A 15,711-nucleotide genomic window follows, 5' to 3' on the forward strand; every position below is an offset into this window, starting at 1 on the left:
GGGGTTGTGTTGCGGGGGGGGGGGCGGTTGGGGGGCTTTCCCCCGGCCGGGCGCCCCCTCCGCCCCCTCGGCGGGCTGGTGGCGTCCCCCCCTCGGGGTCGGGGGCCCCACCGCCACCTCACGCTCCCGACCCGAGGCCAGGCACGGCGCCCCGAGTGCAACGGCCGGGCGAGGCGAGGTCACCAAGCGCAATGGCCGGGATGGGGTGGCCGAAGGCAGCGGCCGGGGCAAGGTTGCTGTGCGCAGCGGCCGGGACGTGGCGGCTGAGCGCATGGGTCCGTGGTGAGCCAAGACGGGTGGACCTTGCCGGGTACCAATGGCTTGAGGACATGCGAAGCCGAAGGCGAGCCCGTCTGAGCGCAAGGTCCGCGATGGCGTAGCCGAGCTACCTTGCCGCAAGCGCAATGCCGAAGGCGAGGCGTCCCTCCTGGGCTCATCACGGCAACCGGTAATGACGTGACGTAGCAGCACAAACGCAACCACGCACGCTTGAGATCGGGGCTTGACTTTGGGTGCGAGGTGCTAGCTTCGAGAGCTCGGCCGGGCGCTTTTCAGCCCGGCCTTTTCCGGCCGATGAGCGCCTCGCAAGGGCCCCGAAGTCAAGCCCCGATCTCTATCGACGCGAAGCGGCGATGCATGGACCACGCTCGTCCAGGTCTTGGCTTTTGCTCTTGGCCCGCGAACTCCCAGCCTTCGGTGCCAACCCGCCCCCACCCCCATCCGATAGGTTCTGGCACGAAAGCTCCAGACCGAGGAGGGCCCAGTGGAGTTGCGAGTCCGGGACGGCCGCGCCGTGCTCGCCGGCGAAGACGAGTCCGGCGAACGCGAGGTCGACCCGCACAGCCTGCCCCTGGGCGCCGACCTGGCCGAAGCCCTCCACGAGTGGGCGAAGGTGGCCGACGCGGTCACCCGAACCGAGACCCCGCAGGACGGCGTGGCGAACGCCCTGGTCGCCCGCCGGGGCAAGCAACTGGCCATCCGCATCGCCACCGTCATGAACTCCCAGGTCAGCTACACCGACCCGGTGAGCGGCGAACTGGTGAGCGTCGACGCCCCGGAACAGCCCGCGGCCGAACCTGCCTACGCCGAGCCGGAGCCCGACACCGAAGAGCCCGAGCCCACCCCGTGGGGAACGGGCCTGACGGTCAGCCTCATCACGGCGGCCATCGTCACGGTGACGGTCGTGTCCCTCTCGCTCGGCCTGGGCGAGACGAGCCGCTGGCTGGCCTTGGTCGCCAACGTCCTCGTGGTCGGCGGCCTCGCCCCGAGCGTCTGGCTGGGCCGCAGGGTCCCGGTGTGGCGCTGGGTCGCGTACGGCGTCGTCACAGGAGTCCTGGTCGCCTGGCTCTCCCTGATCCTGACGCTCCTCTGAACCCTCAAGCAAACGCTTGGAACCCTCAGCACCCTCACAACCTTCACACCCTCAGAGCAACGCGTAGAACGCCACGGCCCCGGCCGTGGCCACGTTCAGGGAATCCACCCCGGACGACATCGGAATGCGCACGGCCAGGTCGGCGGCGGCGATCGCCTCCTCGCTCAGCCCCGGCCCCTCCGACCCCAGCAGCACGGCCACCCGCCGACCGCGCAGCCCCGCGTCCGCGAGGTGCAGCGCTGACGCTCGGGGTGTGAGAGCGGCAATCGTGTAACCCTTTTGCCGCAACAGGTTCAGCGCCGCGGGCCACTCATCCGTGGTAGCGAACGGCACGCGCAGCACGTGGCCCATCGAGACGCGCACGCTGCGGCGGTACAGGGGGTCGCTGCAGCCGGGGCCCAGCACGACCCCGTCGACGCCCAGTGCGGCGGCGTTGCGGAAGATCGATCCCAGGTTCTCGTGGTCGCCGACGCCCTCCAGGACGGCGAGCCGCTGAGCCCCGGACACCAACGACTCGAAGGACACCGCGGGGGCCCGGTCCGCGGCAGCCAGTACACCCCGGTTCAAGTGGAAACCTACGGCCGACGCCATAACCTCTGCAGAGGTCACGTAGGCGGGAACGTCCAGGTCAGAAAGGTCCAGAGCCTCGATTCGGCGTCGTACCCCGAGCAGCCCGCGCACCGGGTACGGCGACGCCAGCAGACGTTCCACGACGACCACGCCCTCGGCGATGACGAGGCCTCGTCCGCCTGGGCGGTCCGGCCTGCGGTCGGCTGTTGAGAGGTCGCGGAAGTCGTCCAGCCGGGGGTCGGCCGGGTCGTTGATCTCGATCACGTCTGCCACGCCGGAAGTTTCGCATCCGGGCCGGGGTGGAACAGGCGAGGTAGTCCGGAGGGCGGAACCGCACACGCCCGACCAGCGGATGATCGCTGGTTGTTACCCCGACGTGACAGAGAGCACCGATTTGGGCGATGTAAAGGAGGTTTCGGCTGTGTCACGTTGGTCGTTCCGCCTGGCCCGCGCCCACCGGCGCCGAGCGAAGGGGTAGCGGCATGGGAAGTGAAGTGTCCAGCCGCACTTTCACCAGAGACGACCGCCAGCGTTACCGGGAGAAGATGCAGCGGAGTCTCGACGCACTGGCCACGATGCTGGCCGAAGACACGTTTTCCTTTCCCCGTCGGCAGATGGGGCTCGAAATCGAGTTGAACCTCGTCGACGACGCGATGCGGCCGGCGATGGCGAACTCGGAGGTGCTGGAGAAGATCGACGACCCGTCCTACACGCTGGAACTGGGTCAGCAGAACCTGGAGATCAACGTTCCCCCTCGTGAGCTCGCGGGGGGTGAGATGCTCGGCCTGGAAGAGGAGTTGCGCACGTCGCTCGACAACGCGGACTCCAAGGCCAACGACGTCGGCGCCAACCTCGCCATGATCGGGGTGCTGCCCACGTTGCGGGAGCGGCACTTCGACCGCAAGTGGCTCTCCGAGGCGCCGCGGTACGCGCTGCTCAACGACACCATCTTCAAGGCTCGCGGCGAAGAGATGGTGCTGCGCATGGAAGGCCCGGCGATGCCGGGCAAGACACCCGAGAAGCTGCTGAGCTACGCGGAGTCGATCCTGCCGGAGGCCGCGTGCACCTCGGTGCAGCTGCACCTGCAGGTCGAGCCGACGCACTTCGCCGCGCACTGGAACGCCGCCCAGTGCCTCGCCGGCGTGCAGGTCGCGATCGCCGCGAACTCGGCTTTCCTGCTGGGAAAGGCGCTCTGGCACGAGACCCGCATCCCGCTGTTCGAGCAGGCCACGGACACCCGTCCGGACGAGCTCAAGAACCAGGGCGTCCGGCCGCGCGTGTGGTTCGGTGAACGGTGGATCACGTCGATCTTCGACCTGTTCGAGGAGAACGTGCGCTACTTCCCCAGCCTGCTGCCGGAAACCGACGACGAGGACCCGTTGGAGGTCCTCGAAGCCGGTGGTGCGCCGAGGCTTTCCGAGCTGCGCCTGCACAACGGCACGATCTGGCGCTGGAACCGCCCCGTCTACGACGTCGTTGACGGAGTGCCGCACCTGCGCGTCGAGAACCGGGTCCTGCCCGCCGGTCCCACGGTGCTCGACACGATGGCCAACGCCGCCTTCTTCTACGGCGCCCAGCGCGCGCTCACCGCCCAGGAACGTCCACTGTGGACGCAGATGTCGTTCCAGGCGGCGGAGGAGAACCTCTACACCGGGGCCAGGCACGGCATGAACGCCCAGCTGTACTGGCCGGGCATCGGCTGGATCCCGCCGGACGAGCTGGTGCTGCGCCGCCTGCTGCCGATGGCGCACGACGGCCTGCGCGACTGCGGCGTCTCCGACGAGGCCCGCGAACGCTACCTCGGGGTGATCGAGCAGCGCTGCCTCGCGCGGCGCACGGGATCGTCGTGGCAGCGGGAAACCGTTGCGCTGCTGGAGGAACGGGGCCTGTCGAGGGACGCCGCCCTGTCCGGCATGCTCAAGCGGTACATGGAGCTGATGCACGCGGGCGAACCCGTGCACACCTGGCACGTCGGCTAGTCGCGCCGGACGTCACCAGTTCATCAGCTTCTCCTGGAACGCCCGCAGGTGCTCGCTGGGCAGGCCCGTCCCCGTGACGGGGTTGCCCAGCCTGTCGGCGACCAGGGTGTCGGAGCCGATGAACACGACGATCGACAACCGCGGCGTGTAGCCGATCATCCAGGCGTGCTCCACGACCTTGCGCGACCACTTCTCGGCGGGCAGGCACGCCGCGTCCTGCGGGATCCCGCACAACGGGTCGGCGCGCAGCTCCTCGTTGACCCGAGCCGCGAACTCCTTGCTGCGCACCGGATCGCCCTCGAACATCGGCCGCCCCGCGGTCGCCGCCCGGTACACCGTCCTGCCACTGGCGTCGGTGACGTGCGTGACGAAGTGCGCCCGATGGCGCACACCGTCAGCGCCGAGCGTCGCGTAGGCGCTCGCGAGGTCGAGCGGCCGCAACAACTCCTCGTCGTCGGCGAGCAGGGCCATGATCTTGCCGTCCACCTCGGCGAACTCCGGCACTCCCGCCGCCCGCGCGACCTCCGCCGACCCGAACGGCCGCAACGCGGTCCCGGCCGCGCGCACGATCCCGCCCGCGTAGTCCTGGGGGTGGCCTTCCCGCGACACGTACGCCCGCACGGCGCCGTTCACCGGGTCCACGGCGGTGATCGACTGCTGCAGGTACGACCCCGGCTTCTGCAGCGAGAACTGGTTGATCAACTCGTTCGCGGCGCCCTGCGCCCTCGAGTCGATCGTCGTGACCACCACGCCGCCACCCGCCGCGCGGAGCCCGTCCGGGGACAACCCGGCGACGCCGAGCTCCCGCAGCACCTGCTTCACCACCGGCGTCTCCCGCTCGCCGGGACGCCACATCGTCACGCCGTTCGCGAACTGCACCACGACGTCGCCCTGGACGATGGCCTCCGCGGGTGCGTCAGGTCGTTGCCACACAACGAGTCCGAGAATCGCGACCAGCAACGCCGACGCACCCAGCACGGGCAGGAAACGCTTCATCGAACCCCCAACCCCAGGGTTCGAATCTAGCGGTGCCGTCCAGCCCTCAGGTCTGCTAGCGGCGGCGGCCCGACTTCAGCGGGGCGACGTCCGCACCGTCGTGGGAGGTGCGGCACTCGTCCGGCGTGACGGCCTCGACCGCCAGCGTCAGCTCGCCCTTCACTCCCGTGTAGATCGACTCGCCGCGCGACGCCAGCGAGGCGTGCACCCGGTTGGAGTCGGTGAAGTCGCGTTCGTCCTTGACCCGCTTCTTGCCGGTCTCCTCCGGCCGCGTGGCGCTGCGGAGGTTGACCTCCAGCCACGCGGCGACCTCGTCCGGCGACGTCAGGACTTCCTCAGGGGTGCGTTCGAGCCGAACCTGCCGAGGAGAGGCGTGATCGAGTGACGTGTGCTCCACATAGGCGTGCCAGTGGGTGTTGCGCATCGACCAGGTCTGTTCGACCGGCCAGTCCTCCTCGGTGGTCATGCGTCATATCTTCCACCCTTCACACGAGGAAACGTGAGAAGGTCGCGGACGTCGATCTCATGATCCACCCGCACGGCCGAAGCGAGCCGCCGATCGTGCGTGACCAGCAGCAACGTTCCTTCGTACGTTTCCAAGGCCTGTTCGAGCTGTTCGATGGCCGGCAGGTCGAGGTGGTTGGTCGGTTCGTCGAGCACCAAAGAGGTCGTGCCCCGCGCCTGGAGCAACGCCAGGCCGGCGCGGGTGCGTTCGCCCGGTGACAGCTCGCGGGCGGGTCGCAGCACCGCGTCGGCGCCGAGCCGGAATTTCGCCAGCAGCGTGCGCACCTCGACGTCCTGGAGTCCGGTCGCGTCGGCAACGATCCGCAACGCGCTGGCGTCGCTCGCGAACTCGGCCCGCAGCTGGTCCACCTCGCCGACGACGACACCCGGCCCGATGGACCTGTCACCTTCCCGCAAGGGAATCCGGCCGAGCAACGCGCCGAGCAACGTCGACTTGCCGCTGCCGTTGGGACCGACGAGGCGCCACCGCTCGCCCGCGCCGATGGTGAGGTCGACCGGCCCGAGCGTGACGTCGCCGCGGCTGACCACGGCCCCGCGCAACGTGAACGCGATCGAGCTGCCCCGGCCGGCGGACGGCAGGGTGAGCCGGAGCTCCCACGCCTCGCGCGGCTCCTCGACCTCCTCCAGCCGCGCCAGCTCACGGTCCACAACGGACGCTTTGGCGGTCAGGCTCTCGGCGCCGCGCTTGTGGCCCGCCCGGACGTTGCGGTCGGGTTCGTCGTTGAGCATCTTGGCGCTCTTGGCCCGGCGCACGCCCTTGCGCGACCACTCCCTGACCTGGCGGCTGCGCTGGGTGAGCTCGGCGCGCTTGGTCTCGTAGACCTCGTACTCCTCGTGCGCACGACGGTCCGCGTTCGCCTTCTCGTCGACGTACGCGTCCCAGCCGCCACCGAACACGGTGATCCTGTGGCTGAACTCGTCGAGCTCGGCGATCGCGGTCGTGGTGCGCGCGAGGAACTCCCGGTCGTGGCTGACCAGCACGATCGCGCCCTGGTAGCCGACGACGTGGGACTCCAGCAGGTCGAGCCCGGCCGCGTCGAGGTCGTTGGTCGGCTCGTCCAGCAACAGCACGTCGGCGCGCGTCAGCAGCACGGCGGCCAAACGCAGCCGTGCCTGCTGTCCACCGGACAACTCGTCGGGAGCCCGGCCGTCCAGCAGGTCGGCGGGCAGCCCGAGGCGCTGGCAGACGACCTCGGCGCGTTCGTCGAAGTCACCGGCACCGATGGCGGTCCAGTGGTCGAAGGCATCGGAGTACTGCTCGCCGCCACCGTCGGCCAAAGCCTCGGCCTCGCGTTGCAGCCACCGCTCGGCCTCGGCGACGCCGGTGCGACGGGCGAGGTGGTCGCGGAGCGACTCTCCAGTTAAGTGGAGGGTCTCCTGCGTCAGGTGCGCGACGGTCCCGGTGCTTGAGACAGAACCGGATTCCGGCAGCAGCTCACCGGAGAGCAGGCGGAGCAACGTGGACTTGCCGACGCCGTTGGGCGCGATCAGGCCTACGCGGTCACCAGGCGAAACATCGAAATCAACCTCCGAGATCACGGTCCTCGGACCGAACGACAGCGAAATATTCCTGGCTGTCAGCACGGACACGCCCATGACGCTACGGCCCCGCACAACTGGTTTACTCACCCTTATTGCTAGTAAGTTGCAGATACCAAGAGATTGCAGGAGTTGTCATGGGCCAGTACGTGCTGCCGGATCTCGACTACGACTACGGCGACCTCGAGCCGGCGATCATCGGTGAGATCAACGAGCTGCACCACGGCAAGCACCACGCGGCGTACGTCAAGGGCGCGAACGACACGATCGAGCAGATCGCCGAAGCCCGCGACAAGGAGTCGTTCGGCTCGATCGTCGGCCTGGAGACCACGCTGGCGTTCCACCTGGCGGGCCACGCGCTGCACCAGGTGTGGTGGAAGAACCTCTCCCCCAACGGCGGCGACAAGCCGGTCGGCGAGCTCGCGGCGGCCATCGACGAGCACTTCGGCTCGTTCGACAAGTTCCGCGGCCAGCTCAACGCCGCCGCGTCGTCCATCCAGGGCTCCGGCTGGGGCATCCTCGCCTGGGAGCCGATCGCCCAGAAGCTGATCACGCTGCAGCTGAAGGACCACCACTCGAACCTGTCGATCGCGGTCACGCCGCTGCTCGCGTTCGACATCTGGGAGCACGCGTACTACCTGCAGTACCGCAACCTGAAGGCCGACTACATCTCGGCGCTGTGGAACGTCGTCAACTGGGAGGACGTCTCCGCCCGCTTCGAGGCGGCGCGCGGCGGCCAGAACGGCCTGCTGCTGCCCTGATGACACGGCACTGATGCTTCGGCGGTGGATGCTCCGACAAGCTCCCGCTGCCGAATACGACGAGGCCCCCCTCTGCCCAGAGGGGGGCCTCGTCCGTTCCCGAACTGACTGCCGCTCCCACCACGAAGCGACGAGACTTAGGTTAGCCTAACTTCGCTTCCTTGGGAAGCCCTCCTGATCAGCCGCCTCGCGACGAGCTCGACCACGGTCGCGACAGCGGCCGCTTCGACCGCCAGCAGGGCCAGGAGCACCACGATCTGCAGGGCGCCCGCCTGCCACACCGGCGCACCGCCGAGCAGCATGCCGACGAAAGCACCCGGAAGGGTGACCAGCCCGACCGTCCTGGTCTGGTCGAGCGCCGGGATCAACGCCTCGGCGGCCGGCTGCCGGATGATCAGGCAGACCGCGTCCCGTTCGTGGAAGCCCAACGCGCGCGCGGCCTCGTACTCGCCGTACCGCTCGTGCAACGCGTCGAGGGCCCTGCGGGCGGAAAGAGTGGTGGCGGTCATCGCGCCGCCGATGAGGATGCCGCCGACAGGGATCAACGCGATGCCCTGGACGGGCAGCAGGCCGATGGCGAGCAGCAGGCCGAGTGCCGGGACCGTGCCCACGAGAATCGCCGCGGCTACCCAGAAACCCTTGCGGCCGGTGCCCGTTCGGGCCGCCGATGTCGCCGTGGCGACCACGGCCATCACGACGAGGAACGCCCAGGTGAGGCCCAGGTGGGTCAGCACGAAGGTGATCACCGCGGACACGGCGGCGAGCTGGAGAACCCCTCGGGCGGCCGCGCCGAGGAACGGCTTCGGGCTGGTGAGGCGGGTGTAGTGCGCGATCGCGACGGCGGCGGCCACGAAGACGACGCAGACGATCAGCAGCCGGACCCAGTCGGCGACGAGGACCACGGGCGGCTACGCGTCTTCGAGACCCTGCTGGGCCCCGCGTGACCCTCGCCTCGCAGCTCGGCGTTGCCAGTAGAAGACTCCGTACCCGATGATCCCGAGCAGACCGCCGGACAGGGTCGTCCAGAGCAGCGTGCTGTTCTCGCGGTCGAAGATCAAGACGACCAGAAATCCGAGGAACCACAGCGCGGTACCACCCAGCACGACGGGCACGGGGTCTGCCAGCCTGTGCGGCAGCGCCGGCGGGTGCGGTGGGGCGGAGTCGCGTTCGGACACATCGATAGGAGACCAGATGCTGGACGGGTTCTTCAAGATTTCCGAGCGCGGGTCGACCGTGGCGCGCGAGGTCCGCGGTGGCGTCGTGACCTTCTTCACGATGGCCTACATCGTCGTGCTGAACCCGCTGATCATCGGCAGCTTCGCGCCGAGCGGTCCCGGATCGCACCCCGACGTGCTCGGCAACATCCTCCCCGTCGGGCAGGTCGCGGCGGTGACGGCGCTGGTCGCCGGCGTGATGACCATCCTCTTCGGACTGATCGCCAACTACCCGTTCGCGCTGGCCACGGGCCTGGGCATCAACTCGTTCGTCGCGGTCAGCGTCGCCGCCAAGGTCACCTGGCCAGAGGCGATGGGCCTGATCCTCGTCAACGGTCTCGTGGTGCTGCTGCTGGTCGTCACGGGTGTGCGGACCGCCGTGTTCAACGCCGTGCCGAACGAGCTGAAGGCCGCGATCGCCGTCGGCATCGGTCTGTTCATCTGCTTCATCGGGCTCGTGGACGCCGGGTTCGTGCGCCGCCTGCCGGACGCCGCCAACACCACCGTGCCGGTCGGGCTCGGCATCAACGGGTCGATCGCGAGCTGGCCGACGCTGGTGTTCGTGGTCGGGCTGGTGCTCACGGGTGTGCTGTTCGCGCGCCGGGTGAAGGGCGCGATCCTCATCGGCATCGTGGCCACGGCGATCTTCGCGATCGTGCTCGAAGCGGTGGTCAAGGCCGGGCCGTCGGCGGGCGTCAACGCCAAGGGCTGGAACCTCGGCTACCCCGCGCTGCCCGACCAGGTCTTCGGCGTGCCGGACCTCAGCCTGCTCGGCGAGGTGTCGTTCGGCGCGTGGACGCGGATCCCGGCGCTGGCCGCCGCGTTGATCGTGTTCACGCTGGTCCTGACCGACTTCTTCGACACCGTCGGCACGATGACCGGCCTCGGCAAGGAGGGCGGGCTGATCGACAAGGACGGTCAGCTGCCCAACGTCAGCAAGGCGTTGTTCGTGGACGGCCTGGGTGCCGTCGCCGGTGGTGCCGCGTCGAGCTCGTCCAACACCGTCTACATCGAGTCGGCGTCCGGCATCGCGGAAGGCGCGCGGACCGGTCTCGCCAACGTCGTGACGGGCGTGCTGTTCCTGCTCGCGATGTTCTTCACGCCGCTCTACGAGGTCGTGCCGATCGAAGCGGCCGCACCGGCGTTGGTCATCGTCGGCGCGTTGATGATGATGCAGGTCCGTGAGATCGACTTCACCGACTTCACCATCGCCCTGCCGGCGTTCCTCACGATCGTCGTCATGCCGTTCACCTACTCGATCGCGAACGGCATCGGCGCCGGCTTCGTCAGCTACGTGCTGCTCAAGGCGTTGACGGGCAAAGCTCGCGAAATTCACGCGCTGATGTGGATCGTGGCGGGCGCTTTCGTCGTCTACTTCGCATTGGGCCCGATCCAGAGCCTGCTGAGCTGACCTTTCGGCAGGAAACTATTTCGTGAGGTATGCTAACTACGTGGCGACCGATCAGCACGGACTGGCGAGCAGGCTGAGGCTTGCCGTCGTTCGCCTCAACCGTCGCCTGCGGGCGCAGCGCACCAACTCCGCGGTGTCGCTCACGCAGGTGTCAGCGCTGTCCACTCTGCACAAGTGCGGACCGCTGACCCCGGGAGAGCTAGCGGCCAAGGAAGGCGTGCAGCCGCCGTCGATGACGCGCGTGATCGCCGCCCTGGAGGAGTTCGGGTTCGCCACGCGCAGCCCGCACCCCACCGACGGCCGTCAAGCCATCGTCGAGCTCACGCGCGAAGGCTTGTCGTACCTGGAAGACGAGATCACGGCCCGCGAAGCGTGGCTGGACAAGCGGCTGGCCGAGCTGGACCCGGAGGAACGGGAACTGCTCACACGGGCCGCCGACATCATCGACAGGATGGCGGGTCAGTAAGAACGTGTCGGGTTACGCGGGTGGTGGAGCAGACAGTTCGCCACCTCGTCGTACCGGAATGTTCGGATCGTTAGGCATATACAACTATCGCCTGTACGCCTCCGGCCAGATCATCTCGCTGGTCGGCGTGTGGATGCAGCGCGTGGCCCAGGACTGGCTGGTCCTGGAACTGTCCAACGGCTCCCCCATCGCCCTCGGCTTCGCCGCCTCGCTCCAGTTCCTGCCCGTCCTGCTGCTGTCGATGTGGGGCGGCGTCCTCGCCGACCGCATGGACAAGCGCAAGCTCCTGCTCTGGCTGGAGTCCGCGCTCGGGGTCTGCGCCCTGGCCCTGGGTCTGTTGGACGTCTTCGGGATCGCGCAGCTCTGGCACGTCTATCTGCTGTGTCTGCTTTTGGGTGCCTTCTCCGCGGTCGAGACGCCCGTGCGCCAGTCGTTCGTCGTGGAGATGGTCGGCCGTGATCAGCTGACCAACGCCGTGGCGATCAACTCGATGATGTTCAACCTCGCGCGCATCATCGGCCCGGCCATCGCGGGCGTGACGATCGTGGCCATCGGCACCGGCTGGGTCTTCCTCGCCAACGCCATCAGCTTCGTGGGCGTGGTCGGCGGCATCTGGCTGATGCGCACGAAGCAGCTGATGCGCTCCGATCCGCTGCCGCGTGAGAAGGGCCAGCTGCTGTCCGGCCTGCGTTACGTGCGCAGTCGCCCGGATCTGATGACGGTCATGCTGCTGGTGTTCTTCATCGCCACGTTCGGCATGAACTTCTACATGACGCTCGCGATCATGGCGCGCAACGTCTTCGGCGGCGATGCCGACGCGTACGGGCTCCTGTCGACGTTGATCGCGGTCGGAACGCTGGCCGGTGCGACCCTGGCGGCGAAGCGGAAGACGCCGAAGATGACCGTGTTCATCGGGTCCGGTGTGGTGTTCGGCGTGCTGGAGATCATCTCCGGGATGATGCCGACGATGCTGCTCACCGGTCTGATGATGATCCCGGTCGGTGTCGCGATGATGACGTTCAACACCACCGCCAACGCGACCATCCAGCTGGCCGTCGAACCGGAGATGCGCGGCCGCGTGATGGGCATCTACATGCTGGTGTTCCTGGGCGGGAACCCCGTCGGCGGGCCGTTGATGGGATGGCTCGGCGAGATCAACGGCCGGGCGCCGATCATCATCGGCGGTGCCGTGTCGATGGTCGTGACGATCGCCGCGTGGATCATCCTGGTGCGGCGCGGCGACATCGCGAAGCCGCGCCTGCGCAGGCGCGGCTTCGCCGCCGAGATCAGCCCAGCAGAGTTGCAGCCGTCGGATCGCTGATCAGCGCGGCGAACGCGTGCCGGTCGTCCCAGCGCTCCGTCACCCACGCCAGCGCCCGCGAGAGGCCCTCCGGCGTGTCCGCGGCGTGCGGGACCCCGTCCACCATCCACCACTCGACGCGCTGACCGTCCACGTGCAGCTCGTCGTGCACGACGACCACGCCGTCCGGCAGCTCGACCTCCAGCAGCTCGCACGCCTTGCGCACGGCCCCGAGATCACGCCACGACACGAACTCGCCGACGTGGTCCGGTGACCCGTCGAACTCCTCCGAGGCCAGCGCCAGGTCGAGCAGGTCGGCCAGCTCCTCCGAGCCGTCCGCCAGCAGCACGCGATCGGCCGGGGCGACGCCCATCAACCACGGGTGGTCGAGCACCACGACGTCGTCCGCGGCGGCCACGGTGCCGGACAGCACACGCACCCGTTCCGGCGGCGCGAAATCGCCCTCGGGCAGCGCCGCGTAGGCACGCAGCACGACGGCGTCGGCGATCACGCGGTCGGCGTCGCCGAGGCGGTCCAGCACGAACTCGGCATCGTCGTCGTCCCAGATCTCCAGCCGGGACCGGACGCCGGCCGCGCGCAGCACGTGCTCGGGCAGTTCGAGGTCGGGCACGGTGTCGAAGAGGCCGTCCAGCAGGGTCGCGTCAGCGAGGCGGTACTCGCGCGGGGCCTTGCCGGCCAGCGACGCGTGCCGGGCGATCCACCAGCCCGTGTAGCCGTCGGGTTCGGTGACGGCGCGCCAGGTGACCGGGTCGGAGGCGAGCAAACGCAGTGCGGCGGGCCAGTCGGCGACCAGGTCGAGGTCGCGCACGGCCACGACCCGGCGCGGCTCGTCCGGGGTCGACGACCACCACGCGGACTCGTCCGGCAGGTCGTGGTCGGCGCCGGACGGTTCGTCGTCGATCACCAGGGAGAAGCCGTCGACCACGCCCACGGCCACCAGGGCGGCACGCGGGTAGGTCTCGGCGATCTCCTTGGACAGCACCGGGAACGCGTCCGCCTCGACCACGCCGACCAGCGGTGAGTCGGGCAGCAGGAGCTCGTCGGCGCGGTGCCACTCGCCGCCGGAGTCGGGCAACGCCAGGGCGCCGAGCCACGGTTCCTCGCCCGCTCGCACGGCCGCGCGGTCCACCAGCCGGAGCACGGTCTCGATCAGGTCCTCGCCGTCGAGGCCTGCCTCGGCGTCCTCCAGCGAGCGCGCCACGTTCTCGCGCAGCTGCGGGTCGGCCAGCAGTTCGGAGGCGCCTGCTTCGACGGCGCCGAGACGGACCAGCAGCGGGTGCACGGCGTCCGGGTGGACGACGCGCAGGCCGGGCAGCGGCTCGTCGGCGATCAGGGTGGTGCGCGGGCCCGTCACGGTGCGGCCGTCGGCCAGCGGCACGGGCAGCGACTGCAACGCCTCGCGCACGTCCGGGTCGACCTCGGCGAGCGGCTCGAAGGCGGCGTAGACGTCCCGCCACCAGCCCGGGTCACCGGAGACGCCGGCCAGTGCGGCGACGACCTCGGCCGTCGTCACGCGCGGGACCTCCAGCGCTGCCAACGCCTTCGCGTGCACCGGTGCGGAGAGCTCGGCGTCGAGCAGGCCCGGCAGGGCGTCCTCGACCAGGTCGACCAGTTCCTCGGAGCCGACGTCCAGGACGCGGGCGCGGGACGGCTCGATCCACTCACCGGAGGCGAGCGGCAGCCAGGCCGAGGCGCGCAACGAGCGCAGCAGCGCCGTGCGGAGTCGATCGTCCACTTCGGACAGGGGGAAGCCGGGCAGCGGCACCAGCGCGGTGCGTTCGACGGCCGGGATCCGTGCGATCAGGGCCGGGTAGGCCTCGGCGGCGGCGTCCAGCACCGACCAGGCGGCGGGGCCGGGCAGGATGCGGCGGCGCGACGGCTCGACCGGCAGCGTGGCGATCAGGCGGGCGGGCAGCGACAGGCGTTCGTCGGTCGGGGTCGGCGCGTGCAGCACGTCCTCGCCCAGCGGCTCGTCCAGCGGGTACGCCCACGAGACGGTCCACTGCGGACGGTGTTCGACGCCCTGCACCAACTCGGTGGGCAGCTCGCCGACCGCGCGTTCGACCAGCCAGCGCGCCGAACCGACGGTGACCACGCCGTCCGCCGTGACGAAGCGTTCCCAGGACTGGGTACCGACCTCGATGCGGCGCAGGCCGGGCAACGCCAGCAGCAGGTCCGGGACTTCCTCCGCCAGGTCCTCCAGCGCGAGATCGACCTTCAGCGGCAGCCTGACCTCGGTCGTGAAGCCGTCCGGCACGGTCTCGGCGACCGGCCACACCAGCCGCAGCACCGGCACGTCGCCGCCGCGTTCGGAGGCGAGCTCGGGCACCTCGGCACGGGTGCGTTCGGCGGAGAACTCGACACCGCCGGACGTGGAGATCACGCGCGGCGCGTCGGACACCGCCAGCACGGCCGCGAAGCCCACGCCGAACTGGCCGACGCCGGACTCCTTCGACGAGGCCCGCAGCGACGCCAGCGCGGCGACACCGGCCTCGGTCAGGGCGGCGCCGGTGTTCGCGGCGCGCAGCTCACCGTCGACCAGCGTGATCCGCAACACACCGGGCTCGTCGCCCGCCGCGTCGGCCGCGTTCTGGGCGAGCTCGACCAGCAGCCGGTCGCGGTAGCCGCCGAGCCGCAGGTCCTCCTCGGCGTTGGCGTCCTCGCGGAACCGGGTGGGCGAACCACGCCACGCCGCGAGGACCGAGGCGCGCAGGACCTCGGTGCCGAACGGGTCGGTCACTCCGAGACGCTCGCCGCGTCGACGGACTCGGCGGACTCGGCGGGCGCCGGAACGACGACCTCGGTCTCCACGACCTCGAGCTGCGCGTCGTCGTAGACCAGGTCCGCGACGGGCACGATCGAGCCCATGTCGACCTCGACCTGCGAGTGCGCGCCGCAGCCGTACTCGACGTGCACGACGTGGCCGTCGGCGGGCGCGATCTCGTTCGCGCACACACCGAACGCCGCGCCGAACGCACCGGCGACGCGCGTGTAGAAACCGCAGGTGCCGCAGTGCGCGGGGGCGCTGCGGGCCATGTCGGAGCGCGGGCCGAAGTCCGAGGTCGCCCAGCGGTCGGCGGCGTCCAGGCGGCCCTCGCGGGACAGGACGCGGGTGCGGCCGAGGCCGATCTCCAGCGCCACCTCCTCGACGGCGGGGTCGTCGGACTGCACGTACGCCTCGACCAGGCGCGGGTCGTTCTCACGGGGCGGCAGCAGGTCGCCGACGCCCAGGTCACCGGCGCGGACCCGTTCGCTCCACGGGACCCACTCCGGGGCGACCAGCGCGTCCTGGCCGGGCAGCAGCACGACCTCGCTGACCGAGACCGGGGAGCCCTCGCCCGCGTAGGCGACGGTCACCGCCCAGGTCCAGCCGCGGTAGCCGGCGTGCTCGGCGTCGAAGAGGTGCGTGACGGAGTACTCGTCCTCGCCGAGCACCCCCACGTGAGCACCGACGCGTTCCAAGCCTGCTTCGTCCTGCGCTGCTTCGCGGGCGAGGTCAACGGCGTCGGCGAGCAGTTGCGTGGCGTTCACGAGCTGAATTGTGCCGCAGGACTTCG

14 protein-coding genes are annotated in these 15,711 nt (G+C 69.8%); 6 read left to right on the top strand and 8 right to left on the bottom strand.

Annotated features, from left to right (window positions below; translation table 11 throughout):
* Positions 1-763 precede the first annotated feature (763 nt).
* Positions 764-1,372: a DUF2537 domain-containing protein gene (locus ACFWNN_RS27035; RefSeq protein WP_382442731.1), complete on the top strand. Its 609-nt coding sequence runs from the start codon at positions 764-766 to the stop codon at positions 1,370-1,372.
* 51 nt (positions 1,373-1,423) lie between these two features.
* Here ACFWNN_RS27035 and ACFWNN_RS27040 read toward each other — a convergent pair whose 3' ends face one another.
* On the bottom strand, positions 1,424-2,215 hold the full coding sequence (locus tag ACFWNN_RS27040; protein WP_382442732.1) for a TrmH family RNA methyltransferase: 792 nt from the start codon (positions 2,213-2,215) through the stop codon (positions 1,424-1,426).
* Between the two features lie 209 nt (positions 2,216-2,424).
* Between ACFWNN_RS27040 and ACFWNN_RS27045 the strand changes: the two genes are divergently transcribed.
* Positions 2,425-3,921: a glutamate--cysteine ligase gene (locus ACFWNN_RS27045; protein WP_382442733.1), complete on the top strand. Its 1,497-nt coding sequence runs from the start codon at positions 2,425-2,427 to the stop codon at positions 3,919-3,921.
* A 12-nt stretch (positions 3,922-3,933) separates the two neighbouring features.
* On the opposite strand, the gene ACFWNN_RS27050 is transcribed toward ACFWNN_RS27045, so the two are convergent.
* Genes ACFWNN_RS27050 through ACFWNN_RS27060 form a run of 3 tightly spaced genes read right to left on the bottom strand, consistent with a single transcriptional unit; the run spans position 3,934 to position 7,032 of the window.
* A complete protein-coding gene (locus ACFWNN_RS27050; protein ID WP_382442734.1) occupies positions 3,934-4,917 on the bottom strand; it encodes a hypothetical protein in 984 nt (327 codons plus the stop codon).
* 55 nt (positions 4,918-4,972) lie between these two features.
* Entirely contained in the window at positions 4,973-5,383 is a 411-nt protein-coding gene (locus ACFWNN_RS27055; protein ID WP_382442735.1) for a hypothetical protein, read from the bottom strand.
* Positions 5,380-7,032, bottom strand: a complete 1,653-nt coding sequence (locus ACFWNN_RS27060) for an ABC-F family ATP-binding cassette domain-containing protein (RefSeq protein WP_382442736.1) — start codon at positions 7,030-7,032, stop codon at positions 5,380-5,382. The genes ACFWNN_RS27055 and ACFWNN_RS27060 overlap by 4 nt, the downstream gene beginning before the upstream one ends.
* An 86-nt stretch (positions 7,033-7,118) precedes the next feature.
* Here ACFWNN_RS27060 and ACFWNN_RS27065 point away from each other — a divergent pair, with 86 nt between their 5' ends.
* Positions 7,119-7,742: a superoxide dismutase gene (locus ACFWNN_RS27065; RefSeq protein WP_382442737.1), complete on the top strand. Its 624-nt coding sequence runs from the start codon at positions 7,119-7,121 to the stop codon at positions 7,740-7,742.
* A 137-nt stretch (positions 7,743-7,879) separates the two neighbouring features.
* Here the strand turns inward: ACFWNN_RS27065 and ACFWNN_RS27070 are convergent, their stop codons facing one another.
* Complete coding sequence (locus tag ACFWNN_RS27070; RefSeq protein WP_382442738.1) at positions 7,880-8,644, bottom strand: ABC transporter permease; 765 nt, start codon at positions 8,642-8,644, stop codon at positions 7,880-7,882.
* Positions 8,645-8,650: 6 nt separating this feature from the next.
* The gene (locus ACFWNN_RS27075) at positions 8,651-8,917 is read right to left on the bottom strand and encodes a DUF2530 domain-containing protein (protein WP_382442739.1); all 267 of its coding nucleotides are present in this window, start codon (positions 8,915-8,917) and stop codon (positions 8,651-8,653) included.
* 16 nt (positions 8,918-8,933) lie between these two features.
* Here ACFWNN_RS27075 and ACFWNN_RS27080 point away from each other — a divergent pair, with 16 nt between their 5' ends.
* The 3 genes from ACFWNN_RS27080 to ACFWNN_RS27090 are packed head-to-tail and all read left to right on the top strand — an operon-like array spanning position 8,934 to position 12,154.
* Positions 8,934-10,367, top strand: a complete 1,434-nt coding sequence (locus tag ACFWNN_RS27080; protein WP_382442740.1) for an NCS2 family permease — start codon at positions 8,934-8,936, stop codon at positions 10,365-10,367.
* Between the two features lie 40 nt (positions 10,368-10,407).
* Positions 10,408-10,833 (top strand): MarR family winged helix-turn-helix transcriptional regulator, encoded by a 426-nt coding sequence (locus tag ACFWNN_RS27085; RefSeq protein ID WP_382442741.1) that lies wholly within the window; start codon positions 10,408-10,410, stop codon positions 10,831-10,833.
* A 58-nt stretch (positions 10,834-10,891) separates the two neighbouring features.
* A complete protein-coding gene (locus ACFWNN_RS27090) occupies positions 10,892-12,154 on the top strand; it encodes an MFS transporter (RefSeq protein ID WP_382442742.1) in 1,263 nt (420 codons plus the stop codon).
* On the opposite strand, the gene ACFWNN_RS27095 is transcribed toward ACFWNN_RS27090, so the two are convergent.
* The gene (locus tag ACFWNN_RS27095) at positions 12,120-14,894 is read right to left on the bottom strand and encodes a sacsin N-terminal ATP-binding-like domain-containing protein (RefSeq protein WP_382442743.1); all 2,775 of its coding nucleotides are present in this window, start codon (positions 14,892-14,894) and stop codon (positions 12,120-12,122) included. The genes ACFWNN_RS27090 and ACFWNN_RS27095 overlap by 35 nt on opposite strands.
* Positions 14,891-15,685, bottom strand: coding sequence for a DUF3027 domain-containing protein (locus ACFWNN_RS27100; RefSeq protein ID WP_382442744.1), 795 nt, complete (start codon positions 15,683-15,685; stop codon positions 14,891-14,893). Before ACFWNN_RS27100 ends, ACFWNN_RS27095 begins: the two co-directional genes overlap by 4 nt.
* Between the last annotated feature and the right edge of the window lie 26 nt (positions 15,686-15,711).

It is taken from the genome of Lentzea sp. NPDC058450 (assembly GCF_042721395.1).
Classification (GTDB): domain Bacteria; phylum Actinomycetota; class Actinomycetes; order Mycobacteriales; family Pseudonocardiaceae; genus Lentzea.